General features: G+C 36.1%; 15 protein-coding genes and 3 pseudogenes. 10 read left to right on the forward strand and 8 right to left on the reverse strand.

What is annotated here, in order from left to right:
- The first annotated feature begins 385 nt into the window (after positions 1–385).
- From C7437_RS16015 to C7437_RS17255, 5 genes and pseudogenes are all read left to right on the forward strand, one after another.
- Positions 386–976, forward strand: a complete 591-nt coding sequence (locus C7437_RS16015; protein WP_425450576.1) for a recombinase family protein — start codon at positions 386–388, stop codon at positions 974–976.
- Positions 977–1,437: 461 nt separating this feature from the next.
- On the forward strand, positions 1,438–2,340 hold the full coding sequence (gene aepX / locus C7437_RS16020; protein WP_111441011.1) for a phosphoenolpyruvate mutase: 903 nt from the start codon (positions 1,438–1,440) through the stop codon (positions 2,338–2,340).
- Between the two features lie 5 nt (positions 2,341–2,345).
- Entirely contained in the window at positions 2,346–3,473 is a 1,128-nt protein-coding gene (aepY, locus tag C7437_RS16025) for a phosphonopyruvate decarboxylase (protein ID WP_111441012.1), read from the forward strand.
- Between the two features lie 14 nt (positions 3,474–3,487).
- Complete coding sequence (locus C7437_RS16030; protein WP_425450577.1) at positions 3,488–4,606, forward strand: 2-aminoethylphosphonate--pyruvate transaminase; 1,119 nt, start codon at positions 3,488–3,490, stop codon at positions 4,604–4,606.
- A 234-nt stretch (positions 4,607–4,840) separates the two neighbouring features.
- Positions 4,841–4,975 (forward strand): annotated as a pseudogene (locus tag C7437_RS17255) (group II intron reverse transcriptase/maturase); the annotation flags it as partial.
- A gap of 172 nt (positions 4,976–5,147) precedes the next feature.
- On the opposite strand, the gene C7437_RS16040 reads toward C7437_RS17255, so the two are convergent.
- Positions 5,148–6,560: a Mur ligase family protein gene (locus tag C7437_RS16040; RefSeq protein WP_111441014.1), complete on the reverse strand. Its 1,413-nt coding sequence runs from the start codon at positions 6,558–6,560 to the stop codon at positions 5,148–5,150.
- A gap of 479 nt (positions 6,561–7,039) precedes the next feature.
- Between C7437_RS16040 and C7437_RS16045 the strand changes: the two genes are divergently transcribed.
- The gene (locus C7437_RS16045) at positions 7,040–7,861 is read left to right on the forward strand and encodes an SMI1/KNR4 family protein (protein ID WP_111441015.1); all 822 of its coding nucleotides are present in this window, start codon (positions 7,040–7,042) and stop codon (positions 7,859–7,861) included.
- A 1,052-nt stretch (positions 7,862–8,913) separates the two neighbouring features.
- Positions 8,914–8,976, forward strand: a pseudogene (locus C7437_RS17260) (GNAT family N-acetyltransferase); the annotation flags it as partial.
- 734 nt (positions 8,977–9,710) lie between these two features.
- On the opposite strand, the gene C7437_RS16055 reads toward C7437_RS17260, so the two are convergent.
- The 6 genes and pseudogenes from C7437_RS16055 to C7437_RS16080 all read right to left on the reverse strand — a co-directional run bounded on the left by C7437_RS16055 (position 9,711) and on the right by C7437_RS16080 (position 14,477).
- A complete protein-coding gene (locus C7437_RS16055; protein ID WP_111441016.1) occupies positions 9,711–10,472 on the reverse strand; it encodes an alpha/beta hydrolase in 762 nt (253 codons plus the stop codon).
- 16 nt (positions 10,473–10,488) lie between these two features.
- Positions 10,489–10,668: pseudogene (locus C7437_RS16060) on the reverse strand (iron chelate uptake ABC transporter family permease subunit); the annotation flags it as partial.
- 69 nt (positions 10,669–10,737) lie between these two features.
- Positions 10,738–11,712, reverse strand: coding sequence for a FecCD family ABC transporter permease (locus C7437_RS16065; protein ID WP_111441024.1), 975 nt, complete (start codon positions 11,710–11,712; stop codon positions 10,738–10,740).
- A gap of 19 nt (positions 11,713–11,731) precedes the next feature.
- On the reverse strand, positions 11,732–12,730 hold the full coding sequence (locus C7437_RS16070; RefSeq protein ID WP_111441018.1) for a FecCD family ABC transporter permease: 999 nt from the start codon (positions 12,728–12,730) through the stop codon (positions 11,732–11,734).
- 14 nt (positions 12,731–12,744) lie between these two features.
- Positions 12,745–13,686: an ABC transporter substrate-binding protein gene (locus C7437_RS16075; protein WP_111441019.1), complete on the reverse strand. Its 942-nt coding sequence runs from the start codon at positions 13,684–13,686 to the stop codon at positions 12,745–12,747.
- 2 nt (positions 13,687–13,688) lie between these two features.
- A complete protein-coding gene (locus C7437_RS16080; RefSeq protein ID WP_111441020.1) occupies positions 13,689–14,477 on the reverse strand; it encodes an ABC transporter ATP-binding protein in 789 nt (262 codons plus the stop codon).
- A 233-nt stretch (positions 14,478–14,710) separates the two neighbouring features.
- Here C7437_RS16080 and C7437_RS17265 point away from each other — a divergent pair, with 233 nt between their 5' ends.
- The gene (locus C7437_RS17265; RefSeq protein WP_245909323.1) at positions 14,711–15,211 is read left to right on the forward strand and encodes a group II intron maturase-specific domain-containing protein; all 501 of its coding nucleotides are present in this window, start codon (positions 14,711–14,713) and stop codon (positions 15,209–15,211) included.
- 115 nt (positions 15,212–15,326) lie between these two features.
- Positions 15,327–16,256, forward strand: coding sequence for an HNH endonuclease signature motif containing protein (locus C7437_RS16090; protein WP_211310040.1), 930 nt, complete (start codon positions 15,327–15,329; stop codon positions 16,254–16,256).
- A 203-nt stretch (positions 16,257–16,459) separates the two neighbouring features.
- On the opposite strand, the gene C7437_RS16095 is transcribed toward C7437_RS16090, so the two are convergent.
- Positions 16,460–17,077, reverse strand: a complete 618-nt coding sequence (locus C7437_RS16095) for a TetR/AcrR family transcriptional regulator (RefSeq protein ID WP_111441021.1) — start codon at positions 17,075–17,077, stop codon at positions 16,460–16,462.
- 163 nt (positions 17,078–17,240) lie between these two features.
- On the opposite strand from C7437_RS16095, the gene C7437_RS16100 reads away from it, so the two are divergent.
- Positions 17,241–18,431: a YhgE/Pip domain-containing protein gene (locus C7437_RS16100; protein ID WP_111441022.1), complete on the forward strand. Its 1,191-nt coding sequence runs from the start codon at positions 17,241–17,243 to the stop codon at positions 18,429–18,431.
- Positions 18,432–18,598 lie beyond the last annotated feature (167 nt).

Below are 18,598 nucleotides of genomic sequence, written 5' to 3' on the forward strand. Positions count from 1 at the left end.
GATTAGTTGGAACGCCGTATGAGGTGAAAGTCTCACGTACGGTGTGAAGTGGGGGAAAAGCTGGAGATAACTTCAAAGGCTTACCTATCACTATAATAAGAACACCACAAAAAAGGACCATTTTAGGTCCTTTTTACTTTGATAATAATTTATTAACAATATTGTTTAATAGGTCAAAAGCATAATAAGAAGCAGATTAGAAATATTTATATTTTACAAGAAGATCAAAGTAGATCATCCCTGTTCAAAGTCTAAAAGTGTTAAGAAATAGACCATCAATAATTCATCCGAAATGTATTCCGTATTCGAACGAATATTTGTCTAAAAGTTTGTATATAATTATTAGTACAAAACATTGATAACAATTAGACAGAGGAGTGGAATTTTGGGTGAAAAAGTTGGATATGGTCGTGTTTCCGGTGAAGGGCAAGATTTAACTACGCAAATTGAAACGTTAAAAGAAGCTGGGTGTGAAAAGTTGTTTGTCGAGAAAGTAACCGGAACAAGTACAAAGAATCGTACAAGGTTAAAAGAAATGCTTGAATACGTTCGTGACGGTGATACGGTGGTTGTTACAAAGATCGATCGATTGGCTCGAAGTATTATTGATCTAAATAAAATCGTTACTGAATTAAACGAAAAAGGTGTAAGTGTTGTATTCCTACGAGACAATATTACGTTTGGAGCAGGTAAAGATAACACCAGTCTAAATAAGTTGATGTTTAACATCTTAGGGAGCTTTGCACAATTCGAGCGTGATATCATTGTTGAAAGAACAAGTGAGGGTAGGGAACGAGCAAAAGCTGCAGGTAAGCATATGGGACGTATTGGGCAACCGGAAAAGAAAGTACAACAAGCATTAAACTTGATGGCTACTAGAGAAGTAAATGGTATGAGTGTTGCTGATATTGTGAAGCTCACAGGAGTGCCGAAACCAACGATTTATTTGAAGATAAAAGAACAAAAAAATTATTGAACTAAAATGTAGAACTAACCGTTAACAATTGGTAAGAGTTTGAAGTTATCTCCGGCTTTTCCCCAGCACCGTACAGAAAGTGCAAGTTTCAAATCATTCAGCTGATATTGAGGATAATAGGTACTCCCATGTCTCGAAGAAGCTTACGGGTAACGCAGAGCCCATAAAATATGGAGTGGGAACAAACTCACCTTTCCTTGATTGATACAGCATAAATTAATATGGTTGGACATTAGAAGAGGAAATCAGAATAGTTGGATCGAATATGCATCGTCACCGATCTGTTCATCAACATCTGGGCGAGCTAAATAAGTGTTAATCTCCTGTTTAATTTCTGTCACGAGTTTGTTCATACTAGCTCCAGCCCTGTCAGTTTTCAGATTCTTACGTATGATAATCAGATATTCGCGATTAGTATGTGATAAGAATTTATAAATTGCAAGGTGAGGAGTATGGAAATCATGAAGAAAACGACAAAATTAAAAACCTTACTGCATTCTCAAAAACCAGAGTTTTTAATGGAAGCTCATAACGGGTTATCGGCGAAGATTGTAGAAGAAGCTGGTTTTAAAGGAATATGGGCTAGTGGGTTATCGATATCAGCATCAATGGGTGTTAGAGATAATAATGAAGCTTCATGGACGCAAGTATTAAATATACTTGAGTTTATGAGTGATGCTACGAAAATCCCGATCCTATTAGATGGGGATACAGGCTATGGAAATTTTAATAATGCTAGAAGGTTAGTGAAAAAACTAGAACAATTAGATATAGCTGGCGTATGTATTGAAGACAAACTCTTTCCGAAAACTAACTCATTTATTAACGGGCAAGCCCAACCTCTAGCATCAATTGAAGAGTTTTGCGGGAAAATAGAAGCGATGAAGGATTGTCAAGCAGATGATGATTTTATGGTTGTAGCCAGGGTTGAGGCTTTTATTGCAGGGTGGGGGTTAGAAGAGGTGCTAACACGTGCAGAGGCATATAGAAAAGCTGGTGCCGATGCGGTTCTTATCCACAGTAAACAGACTCATTTTAAAGAAATTGAAGCATTTATGAAGAAATGGAATAGCAGAAGTCCAGTTGTTATTGTTCCTACAAAATATTATACGACACCAACCTCCGAATTCAGAAAGCTAGGGATCAACACTGTGATTTGGGCTAACCATAACTTAAGGGCGTCAATCACCGCTATGCAAAACATTTCAAAACAAATTCAAAAAGAGGAAAGTCTTATTCAGGTAGAGGAATCAATTGCAAGTGTGAATGAAATTTTCAGACTTCAAAATGTTGAGGAACTTCAAATAGCAGAAAAGAAATATTTGCCTTCAACTACTAACCTCATACAGCCGGATAAGGAGTGATTTTAATGTTAAACACGAATAAATTTGGAAATGAACTTAAAAGACTTGGTTTCGACTTTCACAGTGGGGTTCCATGTTCATTTTTAACAAATCTTATTAACTACGCCATAAACGAGTGTAATTATATTGCTGCTGCTAATGAAGGTGACGCTGTCGCCATAGCGTCGGGAGCTTACTTAGGAGGAAGGAAACCAGTTGTTTTAATGCAAAACTCAGGTCTAACTAATGCTGTTTCTCCACTTACTTCCTTAAACTATCCCTTTCAAATACCTGTACTTGGGTTTGTTAGTCTACGAGGAGAACCCGGTTTGACCGATGAACCCCAGCATGAATTAATGGGGCTGATTACGACACAAATGTTAGATCTCATGCAAATAAAATGGCAATTCTTATCTCCTGATAATAGCATTGCAATGAAACAGCTTGAAATAGCTAACAAGTGGATTGAAAAAAAGCAACCATACTTCTTTGTGGTGAAAAAAGGGATATTTGAAAGTGAGAAATTAAAAATAGAGAAACAATTTATTTATAAAAACAAGGAAAAAAGCGAAAAAATCACCGCAGATGCATTGCCAAGTAGATTTGATACATTAAAAGTGATTAATGGCTGCAAAGATGAGAATACAGTGCAACTGGCAACAACGGGTAAAACGGGTAGAGAACTTTATGAAGTGGAGGATTGCCCCAACAACCTGTACATGGTTGGCTCCATGGGTTGTGTAAGTTCTTTTGGGTTAGGATTAGCTCTTACGCGAAAAGAACTGGATATAGTTGTCATTGATGGAGATGGTTCGCTGCTTATGCGAATGGGGAGTTTAGCTACAAATGGTTGCTATCAACCCGAGAACATGCTTCACATCCTACTGGATAATCAAACTCACGATTCAACTGGAGGGCAAAGTACTGTTGCCCACAACGTTAATTTTGTCGATATCGCTGCCGCTTGCGGATACGAAAAATCATCTTATATACACAGCTTAGACGAACTCGAAAATGGAATAAAAGAATGGAAAGAGACAAAAGGATTGACTTTTTTGTATGTGAAAATTGCAAAAGGATCAAGACAAAACTTAGGGCGTCCTAGAATTTCACCTAGTGAAGTAAAAACACGGCTTCAAAGATTTATTAACTAAAAGGGATGAGCAACTTGCGAAAAATTAAGAGAAATATATTATTAAATCCCGGTCCCGCTACTACAACGGATACGGTTAAGTACGCACAAGTTGTACCTGATATTTGTCCACGTGAAGATGAATTCGGTCATTTAATGCAATTCGTATCTTCCGAACTTACTAGCCTAGTAGCAGATATAGAACAATATACAACCATCCTGTTTGGTGGTTCCGGTACTGCTGCAGTAGAGTCAATCTTGAGTTCGGTTATGAATGATGGGGTTATAGTAATCATTAATAACGGAGCATACGGAAAACGAATGTGTGAAATTGCAGAAGCTTATCAGCTGGATTGGGTTGAGTTTTTAAGTCCAGCGGATAAACCCATTCAATTAGACCAATTACAATTATTTATTCAAAAATTTCCGCGGACTGTGTCATATCTTGCTGTCGTGCACAATGAAACAACAACAGGATTATTAAATGATATTGAAACGATTGGATCAATTTGCAAGGAAAACAAGATTATAATGATGGTAGATGCCATGAGTTCGTATGCTGCCATTCCAATTCAAATGAGTAAAATGAATATCAGTTATTTGGCAGCTAGTTCCAATAAAAACCTGCAAGGTATGGCAGGAGTCTCTTTTGTTATAGCTAAAAAAGGTGAATTAGGGAAAGAAAAAAAGACAAAGCCAATCAATTATTACCTAAATCTTTATTGTCAATATAAACATTTCAATGAGACGGGTCAGATGCGGTTTACCCCGCCTGTCCAGACAATCTATGCACTAAAACAAGCCATTTTAGAAGTAAAAGAAGAAGGGGTAAAAGAAAGATATGAAAGGTATTCTCAAGCTTGGGAAACGTTAATTGCTGGCATCTCCAGACTCGGCTTAAAACATCTTGTCGCCGCCAAACACCATTCTAAAGTTATTACAGCAATAGTGGAGCCTACATGTGTGGCTTATGATTTCGACAGCATGCATGATTATTTATACGCTAACGGGATAACGATCTATCCCGGGAAGCTTAACTATTTGAATTCGTTTAGGGTAGCTAATATTGGCGATCTCACTAAAGATGATATTGAGCTCTTTTTAACATTTATGGAAAAGTATCTGCAAAGCATTGGATTCTATTCTGCAAACTAAAATGAATAAAATGTTTATTCTGTCAATTAGGAACTTTATGGATAATTAATTTAATATAAAAAAATGATCTCCAATGATGGGAGGTCATTTTTTATATGCGCCCAGCATGGAAACTGGGAAACCATTAAAAAGGAACTCCTTGCGGGAACCTATAAACCGTATAACACGTCAGCAGGGTCGAAATCCCGAAACCTGATGGTGGCATGCGGTTATTACTCATTGGCAGATACGGCAGGTGCTCCAAAAGATAAGGCGTATGAGTGGGGAAACTTACTCAAAAGATACTGGAGAATTCCCAAAAGCCCCATAATACACGGAGACCTAGGAAACTCCTACTGGAGTTCCCTAGGTCTCAAAAGTCTATTATAATTATCTCAATACGAAACTTTGCGTCATCAATCATAATTGAACCGCCATATACCGAACGGTACATACGGTAATGTGAGAGGTCGGGAGTTAATCACTCCCTTTTACTCGATTTTATTAAAGTAGACGATTACTTTTCATCTCAGAGTTGAATAGAAGCGTCCAAGCAAACAGCTTAGTCAGTCATACGAAGCTTTAATTTGCTTTTCAAATTAACAATAGCATCATTCGTAGATGAACTTTTAATAAGTAAGATGCTATTCTCATCTAATATTTTTTCCAATAATAACTCAACCCCATGGATATTTGGAAAAGAATAGACTTTACCGTGTAGTCCTTTAAGTTCTGCTTGTTTTGCGATCTCAACAGCCATCGAACCAACTGTAATCAATACGTCTACCCCGTTTTCTGCGATCATATCTCCTGTTTGACGATGGAAATCTAGGCTGAAATTACCTAAACGCTTAATATCTCCAATGAGGGCGATCCTTTTCTTCCCCCGAGAAATCCCATTTAGTGTTTCAAATGCAGCCTTTAGGGAACCAGGAGTTGAACTCCAAGTATCATCCAAAATGATGCAGCCTCCCATTCCTATGTTACATTCAAGATGAGCACGAAGGTTATGAAATGACTGTATCCGTTTTGCAGCTACACTTATGTCAATTCCCATTTCATGTACAGCTACAAAGGCCGCTAGAGCATTCAGAACCTGATGCTGCCCATAGCCAGGTACAAAAATTGAATATTTTTCTTTAAAGGTATAGGAGAAAAGATTCCTTTTTTTAAGGGTTAACTCAAAGTGCATCCCGTTATCGCCGTATTGAATTTTGGTTGCCTGAAAATCAGCATGGTTATTAACACCAAAGGTTAGCACCTTTCCCTGAAATTCTTTTAGTCCAATTTTTTTTGTATTCTCATCATCAGCATTAACGATAAGTGTACCTTTTGATCCGACAGCTTGAACCATTTCAGCCTTTGCTTGAAGATAAGCTTCCGGTGTTTTACATCCATCAAGATGATACACGCCTATATTTGTAATAATACCGATTGTTGGCTTATAGTATCGAGATGCGAGTAGCACATCTCCTGGTTCTCCTACCGCCGATTCAAACACAGCGGCATCTGTGTCCTTTTCAATGGAAAGTAGATAAGTAAGATGATGGGTCCTTGAGTTTGCTGAATGTTTAGTTCCAGTGACGATACGGTCAAAACTAAGAATATGTCTAATCATATCTTTAGTTGTCGTTTTCCCATTTGTTCCTGTTACAGAAACAACAGGGATGGAAAATTGGTCTCGATAAAAATCAACGAACTTCCAAAATGCCTGCTCGATGTCTTGGACCTTGATAATAGTATAATTTTCAATAAGCTCTAATTCAGCATACAATGAATCTGTTACGACCACACAAGGGACCGATTGAGCAATTTTTTCCCAATCAATTCGACTTTTCTGTCTTAAGAAAATTAATTTGTTCGGCTCCATCTTCGTAATATGATAAATCATATCGTTAACCATAAATTCATCAGAGCCTTGAATAAGCTGTCCATTTACACATAGGCGGATTTCTTTCACTGAGAATGGCTTCATTTTTAATTCCTCCAATACTGTTATATATTGTCTTAGTATTATTCTTTATGTTGATCAAATTCTCTTTCTCCTTTAAAAAACTATTTACCGAATCTCTTCGATATAAAGTATATATATGAATTTTTATTTCATCTGAAATGGACAAACACCTACTTGCATGGTTCAGGAGGGTCTTTTGAACAACTTTATTTCAAAGCTGCAGCAATTCAGTAACTAAGATTAAATCCCATAAGATATTTGTGCAAGATAGTGATGGGAAGACTATAAATTAAGAGACCATATAAATCGATTCTAAGAAATAAATATTGTTATATCTTCAACTAACATGGTGCTTTACTTCAAGAAGGAGTAAAGCCTTTTATCTTATTGATCTAAAGCAGCAGTTTAGTTGAATTTTCAATATATTGTAGCCACCATTGAAAATGGTGATAAAATTATTTAGGAATTATTTTTTATACATTTTATAGGAGTGTAAGAAAATGAAATTAGAATTATGGGAAGAAAACTTTGATGATTATTTCAAAGGTCAAGTTGATTTAGAAATGGTAGAAAAAATTCAACAAGAATTAAAAGTAGAATTGCCTGAGTCATATATTAACTTGATGTCGAAAAGGAATGGATTTTATTTAAAAAAGAAATATTTCCCCACTGCTACTCCCAATAGCTGGGCTAACAATTCTGTATATATAGATTTTTTATATGGAATAGGCGAAGAACCAGGAATATTAGATAGTATATATTTACGAAAAGAATGGGGGATACGCAGTAAAAAATTATTGATTATATCAGCAGACCCACCGATGTTTATCTGTTTGGATTATAGAAATAAGAAAAATCCTTCTGTTATTTTCATCGATGTGGAACAAAATCAAGAGATAAAACTAGCAAATGATTTTCAGGAATTTATTAGCGGGCTTGTTAATTACATTGAAGATGTAGAATTGGACTCTTATGATTTAGAGCTTTCTGAACAGGAAATAAAAGATTACTACGAGAAAATTGACTTAGTAATGCAAAAGGGAAAGCCAGGAGAAATTGACCGTTTTTTCACAAAAATTCTCTCGACGAATAAAGAGTTTATACGATTTATGGTTGAAAAAATGAGACAACACGAGAAACCAAAAGTGCATTTTAATTTACTGCTATTTTTATTATGCTGTGCTGAAGGTGAGAATAAAGGAATTATAGATGATACTTATTTATTGGAATTATTGAATGAACTATCCAGAAGTAAAAATAGGGATGTTAGAGATTTTAGTTTGCATAGCTTAAAAGAATTAAATAAGAGACTTAACATTTAAAATTTTAAAATATTCAACAGGCGCTTTACTTCAAGAAGGGGTAAAGCCTTTTTCTTATTGAGCTAACGCCGCAGTTTAGTTGTGCGAAATGTTCCTAGTTTAAATGGAGGATGGTTACATCTCTCTGGTAAAGGCTAGGCAGTTCCTTATGGAACTGAAGGATTATATCGAAAAATCAAATGATGAGGTAACGCTCGGAAGGGTTCTCTCTTAGTCGAGTAGCACTGGATTTAGTAAGAATGACCGTGTTATAAGCTCGGTGAAAAGGCGTGAGAAACTACCGTACCAGTTCGGCTGACGAAAGCCTACTCGATGGAGTGGTGTAGTTCATGATGCTTGAGTTGAATGAATATGGTGAGAATGCGAATAAACCTACAAGAAAAGGTTAAGCTGACGAACTTCTGAATGTACGGGTCTAGAACTGCGATACATAGAAATGTGTATGTCACCAAATTGTGAGGTTAGATGTGGGTGAGTAAGACTAACTAATATGAAAATCCATGATACGTTACAGGCATATGAATGCTAACAGGCTTACAGGAAGCACCTAAGTTCATTCTATAATAGATATAATTCAACGTTGTAAGCTGATAACGTGGAGGGCTTACTCCCTACGAAACGTTGGCAAGGAAAATAATTATGATATTAGTAGTTGTATAACTTGTCTTTATATCAGTGAAAGTGGTGGTACAGTACCGATGAAATGTTTAATCCACATGGAGGGATAGCCACTAGACTAATGAAGAATCATTTAATCATGCAAGGCAAATCTTTATCGGTTAATAAGGTTCTCGTGAGACTAATAGAGGTTCACCTCCTACGGGAGGCACCGACTTATTGAAACGGAAGAATTGAGATACCGAAGGTATTATCATATCTAAAGTGTTGATGATTAAATCGAATTGGATTAGTTGGAACGCCGTATGAAGTGAAAGTTTCATGTACGGTGTGAACGGGGGGAAAAGCTGGCGATAACTTCAAAAGCTTACCTATCTGTATGAACAAGGTAAATGGATGCATGATATTGTAATAGTGATACAAGGGGGATAATTATGGGATATAAGTTTGAATTTATGACACAAGAACAAGCGGAAGAAATAGCATTTAATTGGCACTAGGATGCTGAATATTCTTTTTACGATATGGAGGCACATAAAGAAGATTTAAATGTTAAATGAATTATCAGGTCACACTTACTTATAACTCTAGACATTCATACTAGCTGTCGTTGAAAGATAAGGAAAAAAGACCCGTCAGGCCTTCATTGCCCTTGGGAATCGGGTACTGCGTATGGCTTTTGCAATGATGCGAGATGGTAAGGTCTATCAAGGTCGGGACCCTTCTTATAACTTAAAAATCACAAATTGAACGCAAAATAACAACGAAAAAAGCCCGTCAACAATTCTATGCACAATACGTCATTCACAACGCTGAGCTAGTTTCGTAACGAGCAGTTTCAAATTGAAAATTTCTAAGATAAATTGCGCTTTCCCGGGATATTAGATTACATCAATCAGAGTGTCCGAGGCATTGTGACCACGTGAGCCAGCGTATGAATCTTGTCCCGCAAATACGAATAATATGTAAAATCTTAAGTTTAGATTCAATAGGTTGTATCCGTGCAGGATGAAACGCAAGATTTTTTCGTGTCACGGAAAAGCGTAATCATAAAGTTCTGTGATTGTTGAGTTTTCAAAAGTTGCTTCTAAGACATTGGTTTCGTGCGGCCATTTTTCGTGAAACATAGCGGTTGACTTATATTACATTATACGCTGGCACTAATTACAATCGTCACATCCTAACGAGCATTCATGAGACATTCTCCAAATAATAGTCGGTTCAACAGCTATCATTTCTTATTCATTAAAAATCGTAATGCTTGACTTATACTGGTTGGAACGATTGACATATGATTTTCATGCGGTGATGTATGAAATTGTACCGATTGTAAGGGTAATGATTCCAAATGGCAAAATAAGGACCGTGCATTTTCATACATCCGATATTTCACCACTTGCTCCACTGCAATGAAGATCGCACATTCTACTTGTGAGATATGCAAAGCTTCTTGTAATACTTGCTCTTGATTCCACCAAAGAGACGGACTACAGATATAATAATGTGAGAATAATTGAGGTTCTCGAACGAGCGTCTGAACAAGAAGTAATCCACCTAAAGAATGCCCAAAAATAAGTTGCTGTTTATCATTCATATCAAGCATTTGTCGAACGATTTCTTTCACTTCTTTTAATATTTCTAAAAAATGCTCTGCTCCTCCACAAATAGGCCAAGGCACTCCAGGAGGGTATTCCGGTAAGTTGACAACTTCACTTTTTGGTGTGAAGTCATATACACGTTGAGGAGGAAAGACATCTTCTTGCTCATATCCAATCGATACAATCACCGACAGAGACACACCTGTGCTTTCAGTATGTTGCGACTGCAATGCCACAACATTTTCAAAGAGAACACCATAAGCGTTACCGTCCAAAACGTAGAGGACTGGGTATCCTTCTTCTGGTGCCCGTTCCTTTGGAATTGCGATTGTAATTCGATATGCATTTTTCGACAAAGGGTGACGTATTGTTTTCACTACATGTGTATAACTCATAACTTATCTCCATTCTTTATCCTGTAATTTTTCGACTATTCGTTATTAATAAATAAATGAAATACGGCACCCCTATAATAGAAATGACAAACCCGACTGGTAGTTCCGCAGGTGCGAATATCGCCTTCCTAATCCAATCTCCTGTTAAAACAAGAATTACACCGACAATTCCACTCACCGGAATAAATGGATTGAAGGTCTGCTTAGTTACATCAAGGGTTTTTTCCTAATTCACTGGGCGAAATTTGAGTAAATAAGTAAGGAATCATACCTTTTTTCTTAATAAGAATAAGAAATACGGTACTCCTATAATAGCAACGATAATTCCAGCTGGAATAGTTGCCTCACTGTAAATGATTCTACCAATTGTATCAGCAAAAACTAATATTGCCGCACCGATAAGGGGTGACAAAAATAAAAAGTTTTGATGTTTTGAACCGACCAATTGTTTTGCAATATGAGGTGCAATTAATCCAATAAAACTAATACTTCCTACAACAGAAACGGCTGAAGCTGCTAATGCTACGGCAATAATTAGTAACAGTATGCGATCTCGCTTAATCGAAACACCTAATCCTTTTGCCACAGTTTCATTCAAAGCTAGTAGATTCATCGATTTTTGTTTCGAATATAAAATAGGTACCGCTATTATAAGCCACGGAAGAAGTGCCAAAATGAATGGCCAATCTGCCCCCCAAATATTTCCCGATAGCCACTTTGCAACAAATTGTACGTCCTCTTGTTTTGCACCCGAGATTAAAATGATCATTAAACCTGATAAGGCTGATGCAAATCCTACACCCATCAACACTAGTTTTACTGGTTCAATTCCATTTCGTTTATCCATTGCAAAAATAAATATAAACATAGCTACAATTAGCGCGCCTACAAAGCCAACTGCCGGTAATATATAGGAATAATATTCTAATTTAGCATCGACAAATAAATAAAACACTGTAATGGCAACACCTGCCCCAGCGTTTATTCCAATAATCCCTGGATCAGCTAAATCGTTTCTCGTCAATGTTTGTAAAATTGCACCAGATAAAGCTAGTGACATTCCGGCTAGAGCAAGAACAAATACACGAGGCATACGAACTGAGAATAAGATGAATTCCTCTTTAAATGTACCTTCTCCTAAAATTGTCGGAATAAGTTTACTAAATCCGATCGAAGAGGGGCCTAAGCCAATACCTGCAATTATACTTAGTAGTAGTAAAACCATCATTAAACAATACATAAGCAGCTTGTTATTTTTTTTATACAAAGAAAGTACGACCACCTTTCTTTACAATATATATGAAGAAAGGTAAACCAACTAATGCAACTAATGAAACTACAGGTATTTCAAATGGAGCAATAACTTTCCGGCTAATAAAGTCTGTGAAAATCATAAATGTTCCTCCGACAATAATGGACATCGGTATGATGAATCGGTAATCTGCACCAACTATTTTACGAACGATATGGGGAATAAATAGACCGATGAAAGATAAATTTCCTATTAATGCAACGGCTGCACCAGCTAATATAATGACAATCAACATTAAAAGAAGTTTGATTAATTTTGTTTTTTGTCCAAGCCCTATTGCTAATTCTTCGTTTAAACTAAGTATCGTTAATTGTTTACTATATATAATCGTGACAACTAGGCCACCAATAATGAAAGGAACGATAATCAAAGTAGGCCACGTTGTACCGATTAAACCGCCAGCTGTCCACATGCTCATGTTTTTAGAGACATTAAAAACGATGCCAATTCCGTCTGAAGTTGCTTGTAGAAACAGAGAAACGGCCGCCCCTGCTAAAACAAGTTTTAGAGGAGATAGACCGTTTTTGGAAGAGACACCTATACCAAAGACAATTAGCATCCCAATTGCTGCACCGATAAAACAACTTAGCATAAGCATTAAAAACGGGAGGCCAGGTATAAAAGCTAAAACCAAGGCAAGAGCTAGATTAGCACCCGAAGTTAACCCGAGTAACCCTGGATCGGCAAGCGGATTTCTCGTCATTCCTTGCATGATTGCACCAGCAACTGCTAATGCTGCACCTACAAAAAATGCTGCGATGACGCGTGGTATACGTATTTCTCTGAGAATTTCATAATAGGAGCCGCCGCTTTTTGCGATTATTGCTTCATACAAATCTTGAAAACTTGTATTTGCTGCCCCAAAGCCTAAGGCTACTAAAATTATTAGTATCAATACAATTAATGATAGGAGCATTTTACTTATAACGGAATAAGATGCTTTCATCAAATACCCCTTTCTTAGTTACCTAAAAAAGATTTTTTAAAGAAGTCTAATTGAAAATCTAACGAATAGGAGTCATTATAGTAGAATGCGGGACCTTCAGCATAAAAGACATTGCCATTTTTCACGGCCGGGATATTGTTATACCAGTTTGAGTCAAGAAATGTAGTATCTTGCCCTTCTCTAACCACGTTTAGTACTAAGAAATCACCAATATAGTCACCAAATACTTCTTCTGAAATTGTAAAATAACCTGGGTCAAGTACCACATCTTCTACAGATTGGGGCATTTTCAAGCCCATCTCTTGGTATATAATTTCCGTTCCACGTCCCCAGTTATCTCCGAATAAAGAGATTTGCTTATCATAGTTTCCTGCTACAGTAACCGTTACATCTTCACCATATTTTGCTTTTATTTCTTCACCTACTGCCTGAGAACGTACTTTAAAATCTTCTACCCAAGCAGTTGCTTCAGCTTCTTTATTAACAACCTTAGCAACTTCAATATGTTGTTCTAGATAGCCTATAGCACCGTATGTAAATAACACTGTTGGCGCAATTTCTTGTAACTTGGCAGCATCTTCCACATCTACTGAACCAATAATTAAATCTGGGTCAAGTTCGATAATTTTTTCATAATCATCACTTGCTATAACTTCAGCATTTGCTAACCCTTCAGCAAAGTTTGGATTATCTTTTAACCAAGAATCTGCGCCGACAATATTAACACCTAATTGGATTAAATCTCCCGCGTATAATGATAAAACGACTACACGTTGAGGATTAGCGGGCACTTCAATTGGACCAGATTCTGATTGATAAGTGATTGTATCAGATGTTATTTTAGACGTTTCTGTATCGTCATTTTTTGTTGTTTCTTCCTTAGTTGAATCCTCATTTCCACATGCTGCTAATACAAGCATTAAAGCTGCTACTATAAATATAAGCCGTTTTTTCATCGTTATTCTCCTTTTATAAGATCGTATGTAATACACATTGGTTTGTTTGAACGAGGGTCTTTACAAATTACAGCATCAATATCGAAAACTTTATGTAAAACTTCTGGTGTCATCACTTCTTCTGGCGTTCCAGATTTTATTAAAGATCCATTTTCAAGAGCAATCATAAAATGTGAAAATCTTGCCGCATGATTTAAATCATGTAACACCATAACAATTGTTCGATTTTCTTGTACATTTAACTTTTGTAACAGTTTTAACACTTCGAGTTGGTGTGCCATGTCTAAATATGTTGTAGGCTCATCTAAAAAAATTACGTCTGTATTTTGTGCAAGAGCCATCGCAATCCAAACGCGTTGTTTTTGTCCTCCCGAAAGTTCATCTACTAAGTTATCTTTAAATTCATAAACGTTTGTAGATTTCATTGCCCATTCAATTATTTTCTTATCTTCTTTTTTTAAGTTTCCAAAACCTGATTGATATGGAAAACGTCCATAAGAGACCAATTCTTCAACTAAGAGTCCAACTGCACTATCTTGCGTTTGTGGTAGTATTGAGAGTTCTTTTGCCATTTCTTTTGTATTCTGCTTCTGTATATCAGCTCCATCAAGCAAAACTTGTCCTTTTTGATAAGGAATAATTCTTGTCATTGCTTTTAATAATGTTGATTTTCCACATCCATTTGACCCTATAATTGTGGTGATCTTCCCATCAGGAATCTCAATTGTTAAGCCGTTAACAATTACTTTTTTGTCGTAACCAACTTCAACATTATTAACCTTCATTCTCATTTACTATTATTACCTCCTAAACAATAATGATAATCGTTATCAACTATAGCCTTCGTTTGAATTATGGCCTTTTTCTAATTATTTGTCAAGGATAAAATATGAGTACTTTTTCCTGCTGATTTCTCAGCAAGTAGAACTATTGCTTCAAAATAATTGACTAATAAAAATATAAAAGATTTAACTAGAAAAAGGAGTTACCTCAACGAAAGTTGCTTGAATCCCTAAACAAGAGAATGAATATATGTAAACTCGAACTTCATCCAACTAAAACCAAAATTATTTATTGCAAGGATGCAGATAGAAAAGAAGAGCATGAAAATATATCATTTGATTTTCTGGGCTATACGTTTAGACCAAGACGGTCGAAGAACAGATGGGGAAAATACTTTGTGAACTTCACTCCCGCTATTAGCAATAAATCTAAGAAATCAATCCGGCAAAAAGTGAGAGGTTGGAAACTGCAATTGAAGGTAAATAAGGAACTCTTTGACTTATCTATGATGTTTAACTCTGCTATTCAAGGATGGATTAATTACTATGGGAAGTTCTACAAATCTGAAATGTATTCTAGTTTAAGGCATATTAATAAAGCCTTAATCATGTGGGCAAGAAAGAAATACAAAAAGCTTGCCCGTCATAAGAAAAATGCGGAACGTTTTATGGGTAGGATTGCTATTCAGAATCCTAAGCTCTTTAAACATTGGGAACTAGGAATAAAGCCTACGGCTGAATAATGGGAGCCGGATGAGTTGAGAGGCTCACGTCCGGTTCTGAGAGGGGCTACTGGGGAGGTTCCAGTGGTCTACTTGCCTTAAGGTGATGTGCCGAACAAGGTCGCAGGCTATAAAAATGAATTATGCATTAAAAGACTTCTTGAATAAGAGATTACACTTGGAAACCAGTGCAGAAAAATCTAAGGTTGTGAACTTAAAGAAAAACTCTTCCGAGTTTCTGGGCTTTTCAATAAAAGCCATCAGAAAAGGAAAAACTAGATTTGGTTTTGTAGCAAAATCAGGTATGTCCAAAAAGGCCAAAGCAAACGCTTTTCTAAAGATTAAAGAATCGATAAAAGTAATCAAGAGAAAGCCTTGCATTCAAACTGTTTGGAACTTTAATACCGTTGTAATGGGAATTCAAAACTATTACGCAGCTGCAACCCAAATCACCATTAATTTGAATGAGTTAAATCTACATCTACGCAAGACGTTATATAATCAACTAAAGAATATTCGAACAGAGGCAAGCTTCCATGAGATGACGAAGACTGTACAGAAGAGGTACAAGGGTTACAAGTCCAAACTTTTTAAGATACAAAATATGGTCTTTGTCCCCATCCATGCACAACGTTGGAAAAAGACATTTGGGTTCTCCCAAGTGATATGTAACTTTACTACTGAGGGCAGAGCAAAAATTCATAATAGCCTAAAGGCTATCGATAAGAATACGCTCACGCACCTCATGAGAAACTACATTCCAAACAGATCTATTGAATATAATGACAACAGAATTAGTAAGTTTATTGCCCAGTATGGCAAATGTGCCATTTTAGGTGAAGAATTAGGAACTAATGATTGTCATTGTCATCATATTAATCCTTTTCACATTTCAAAAGATGATAGCTACTCGAACTTAATAATTTTGAACAAAGCTATACATCAACTTATTCATTTGAAAGATAAAGCAAAAATTGAAAAGTTCTTAAAAGCTGTAAAGCTTTCAAATAAGCAAATAGAAAAAGTAAACAACTTACGACTGAAATGTAACAATGAAATAATCTAACTTTGGAAAATTAGCACTCGTCTGCTTATACATAGAAAGAATAAATTGGTTTAGTTGGAACGCCGTATACGGTGAAAGTCGCACGTACGGTGTGAACGGGGGGAAAAGCTGGCGATAACTTCAAAAGCTTACCTATCTGTATGAATAAGGATATAAATAATAAAGGGACAGTACTTGTTTTTTGTACTGGCCCTATTATAAATTTATTTTTTTAAACCAGCAGCAAAGAAGGGTCCGTTTAAAGTAATGGTGGATAGTATTCGAGCCATTTCTTGAGGTGTTTCTTTCCTGCCACTATTCAACCATTGTTGAATTACCCCTATATGTGCAGATGCAAGATAAGAAGCTAAATATTGTGCAGGAACAAGTAAACTATCCTCTTTAATAAGTGCGTTTGATTCATTCTCAAAAAGTGTTTTCCACATCAAATCCTTTAATCTTGTTTGAAATGATAAATCTCCTTTTGGGCCTAACGCAGCTTTCATAAATCCATTATTTTCATTTAAATACTCAAATACTAAAACTGCTAGTTGAAATGGTTTTAAACTTGGTGAATCACTTTCTAGTGTAGCAATAACTGCTGGGTAGTTTTGTTTTGCAATTTTGGATATTTCAAGCATAATTTCTTCTTCACTTTTCGTCATTAAGTCATATTTGTCTTGATAATGTGCATAAAAAGTACCCCTATTAATTTTGGCTCTCGTTGTAATGTCTTTTACTGTAATTGCTTCAAAACCTTTTTCTTCGATTAATTCTACTAGTGCTACTCGAATTGATTCTTTTGTCCGAATGATCCGTAAATCCGTATTATTATTTTGCACGTACTTCCTCCTTAATTTTATCCAACACATTTATAAAAGCTGTTCCGTAACCAACATATTTGTCGATTTTGATTATTGAACATAAGTGAATTGGAGACTAAAATATTACTATAATAAACAACATGTCGTTTATTATTATAACAAAATTTAAGGAGGCTATAGTATGTTAAAAAACAAACTATTACTAGTTTCACCCATTATTGCATTGGCAGTTATTTTTATTTTTTCACTAACATTATTTCCAATGGTTCAACCTCAACCAAAAAATCTTCCCATTGCAATTGTAAATGAAGATGTAGGGGTGGAAATACCTAATCAACCGAAGATGAATATGGGGCAAACAATTGTTGAAATGATACAGAAAAATTCAGAATCTACAAAAGATGAAGATCCTGTAATAAAGTGGGTAGAAGTAAAGAGTAGTGAGGCAGTCGAAAAGGGTTTAGATGATCAAAAATATTACGCTGCATTAGTAATTCCCAAAGATTTTAGCGTAAAGCAAGCATCCTTCCAGACACCAACGCCTACTTCACCAGAAGTACAAATATTTATCAATCAGGGAATGAATATGGCTGCTTCAACGATGGCAGGACAGATTTTAAACGGAGTAGTGGACAATATGAATAATACTGTCCGAGAACAATTGATTAATGGATTTGAAAAGCAAGGAGCCCTTTTAACGGTGGAACAGGCTACAAACCTTACTGTTCCAATCGAGAAGAAAGTGACAAATGTGAATGAAGTTGGTAGTAATAGTGCAAACGGAAATGCTCCTGTTTCCTTATTCCAGCCAATATGGATGGCCAGTTTAGCTAGTGCAGCAATTCTCTTTATTGCAGTTAGTAAATTGCAAATCAGCACTCGAAAAGAAAGGCTTATGACAAAGGCTAGCCAAATTTTGATGGGTGCTATTGTATCACTAGTAATTGGATTTGGCTTTACATGGATAGCAGAGGGAATGGTAGGACTGAATATCCCAGATTATCTTGATACAGCATTATTTTTAACGATTTCTTCATTCAGCTTTATCTTAATGATTTCAGCTGTACTTTCGTTAGTTGGGATTAAGGGGATTTCAATCTTTGCCTTACTACTATTTTTCGGAGGGCCGTTACTAGCATTAGCACCTGAAATGATGTCACCATTTTATAGAGATTGGATTTACTCATGGTTGCCAATGCGATTTATGATAGAAGGTCTTCGAAACTTATTCTTCTTTGGTGAAGGATTGACTTGGAACACTCCACTTTCTGTACTTGTTTGGATCGGATTAGTTAGCATCATTGTCATACTTGCTTCTGCTTTAAAGCATAATAAAGCTGAGAAAGAAATATTGGATTCCGATTTAGCTTAATAGTAATTGCCTTCATACAAAGTTTAATAAGTATGTGAAAAAGTGTACTTAAACTAACGGGTGCTTTAGTTGGTGCGAAACGTTCCTGGCTCAAATGAAATGTGGTCACACAATTTCGGTAAAGGTCAGGCAGTTTCATGTTTCTAGAAATTGAAGGGTTATATCGA

Source organism: Psychrobacillus insolitus (assembly GCF_003254155.1).
GTDB lineage: Bacteria > Bacillota > Bacilli > Bacillales_A > Planococcaceae > Psychrobacillus > Psychrobacillus insolitus.

What these genes read in the sequence shown, in the direction of transcription:
- aepX (WP_111441011.1), top strand. Translation starts at nt 1,438, where the DNA reads ATGAAGAAAACGACAAAATTAAAAACCTTACTGCATTCTCAAAAACCA.
- aepY (WP_111441012.1), top strand. Translation starts at nt 2,346, where the DNA reads ATGTTAAACACGAATAAATTTGGAAATGAACTTAAAAGACTTGGTTTC.
- C7437_RS16040 (WP_111441014.1), bottom strand. Translation starts at nt 6,560, where the DNA reads ATGAAGCCATTCTCAGTGAAAGAAATCCGCCTATGTGTAAATGGACAG.
- C7437_RS16045 (WP_111441015.1), top strand. Translation starts at nt 7,040, where the DNA reads ATGAAATTAGAATTATGGGAAGAAAACTTTGATGATTATTTCAAAGGT.
- C7437_RS16055 (WP_111441016.1), bottom strand. Translation starts at nt 10,472, where the DNA reads ATGAGTTATACACATGTAGTGAAAACAATACGTCACCCTTTGTCGAAA.
- C7437_RS16065 (WP_111441024.1), bottom strand. Translation starts at nt 11,712, where the DNA reads ATGTATTGTTTAATGATGGTTTTACTACTACTAAGTATAATTGCAGGT.
- C7437_RS16070 (WP_111441018.1), bottom strand. Translation starts at nt 12,730, where the DNA reads ATGAAAGCATCTTATTCCGTTATAAGTAAAATGCTCCTATCATTAATT.
- C7437_RS16075 (WP_111441019.1), bottom strand. Translation starts at nt 13,686, where the DNA reads ATGAAAAAACGGCTTATATTTATAGTAGCAGCTTTAATGCTTGTATTA.
- C7437_RS16080 (WP_111441020.1), bottom strand. Translation starts at nt 14,477, where the DNA reads ATGAGAATGAAGGTTAATAATGTTGAAGTTGGTTACGACAAAAAAGTA.
- C7437_RS17265 (WP_245909323.1), top strand. Translation starts at nt 14,711, where the DNA reads ATGAATATATGTAAACTCGAACTTCATCCAACTAAAACCAAAATTATT.
- C7437_RS16090 (WP_211310040.1), top strand. Translation starts at nt 15,327, where the DNA reads ATGAATTATGCATTAAAAGACTTCTTGAATAAGAGATTACACTTGGAA.
- C7437_RS16100 (WP_111441022.1), top strand. Translation starts at nt 17,241, where the DNA reads ATGTTAAAAAACAAACTATTACTAGTTTCACCCATTATTGCATTGGCA.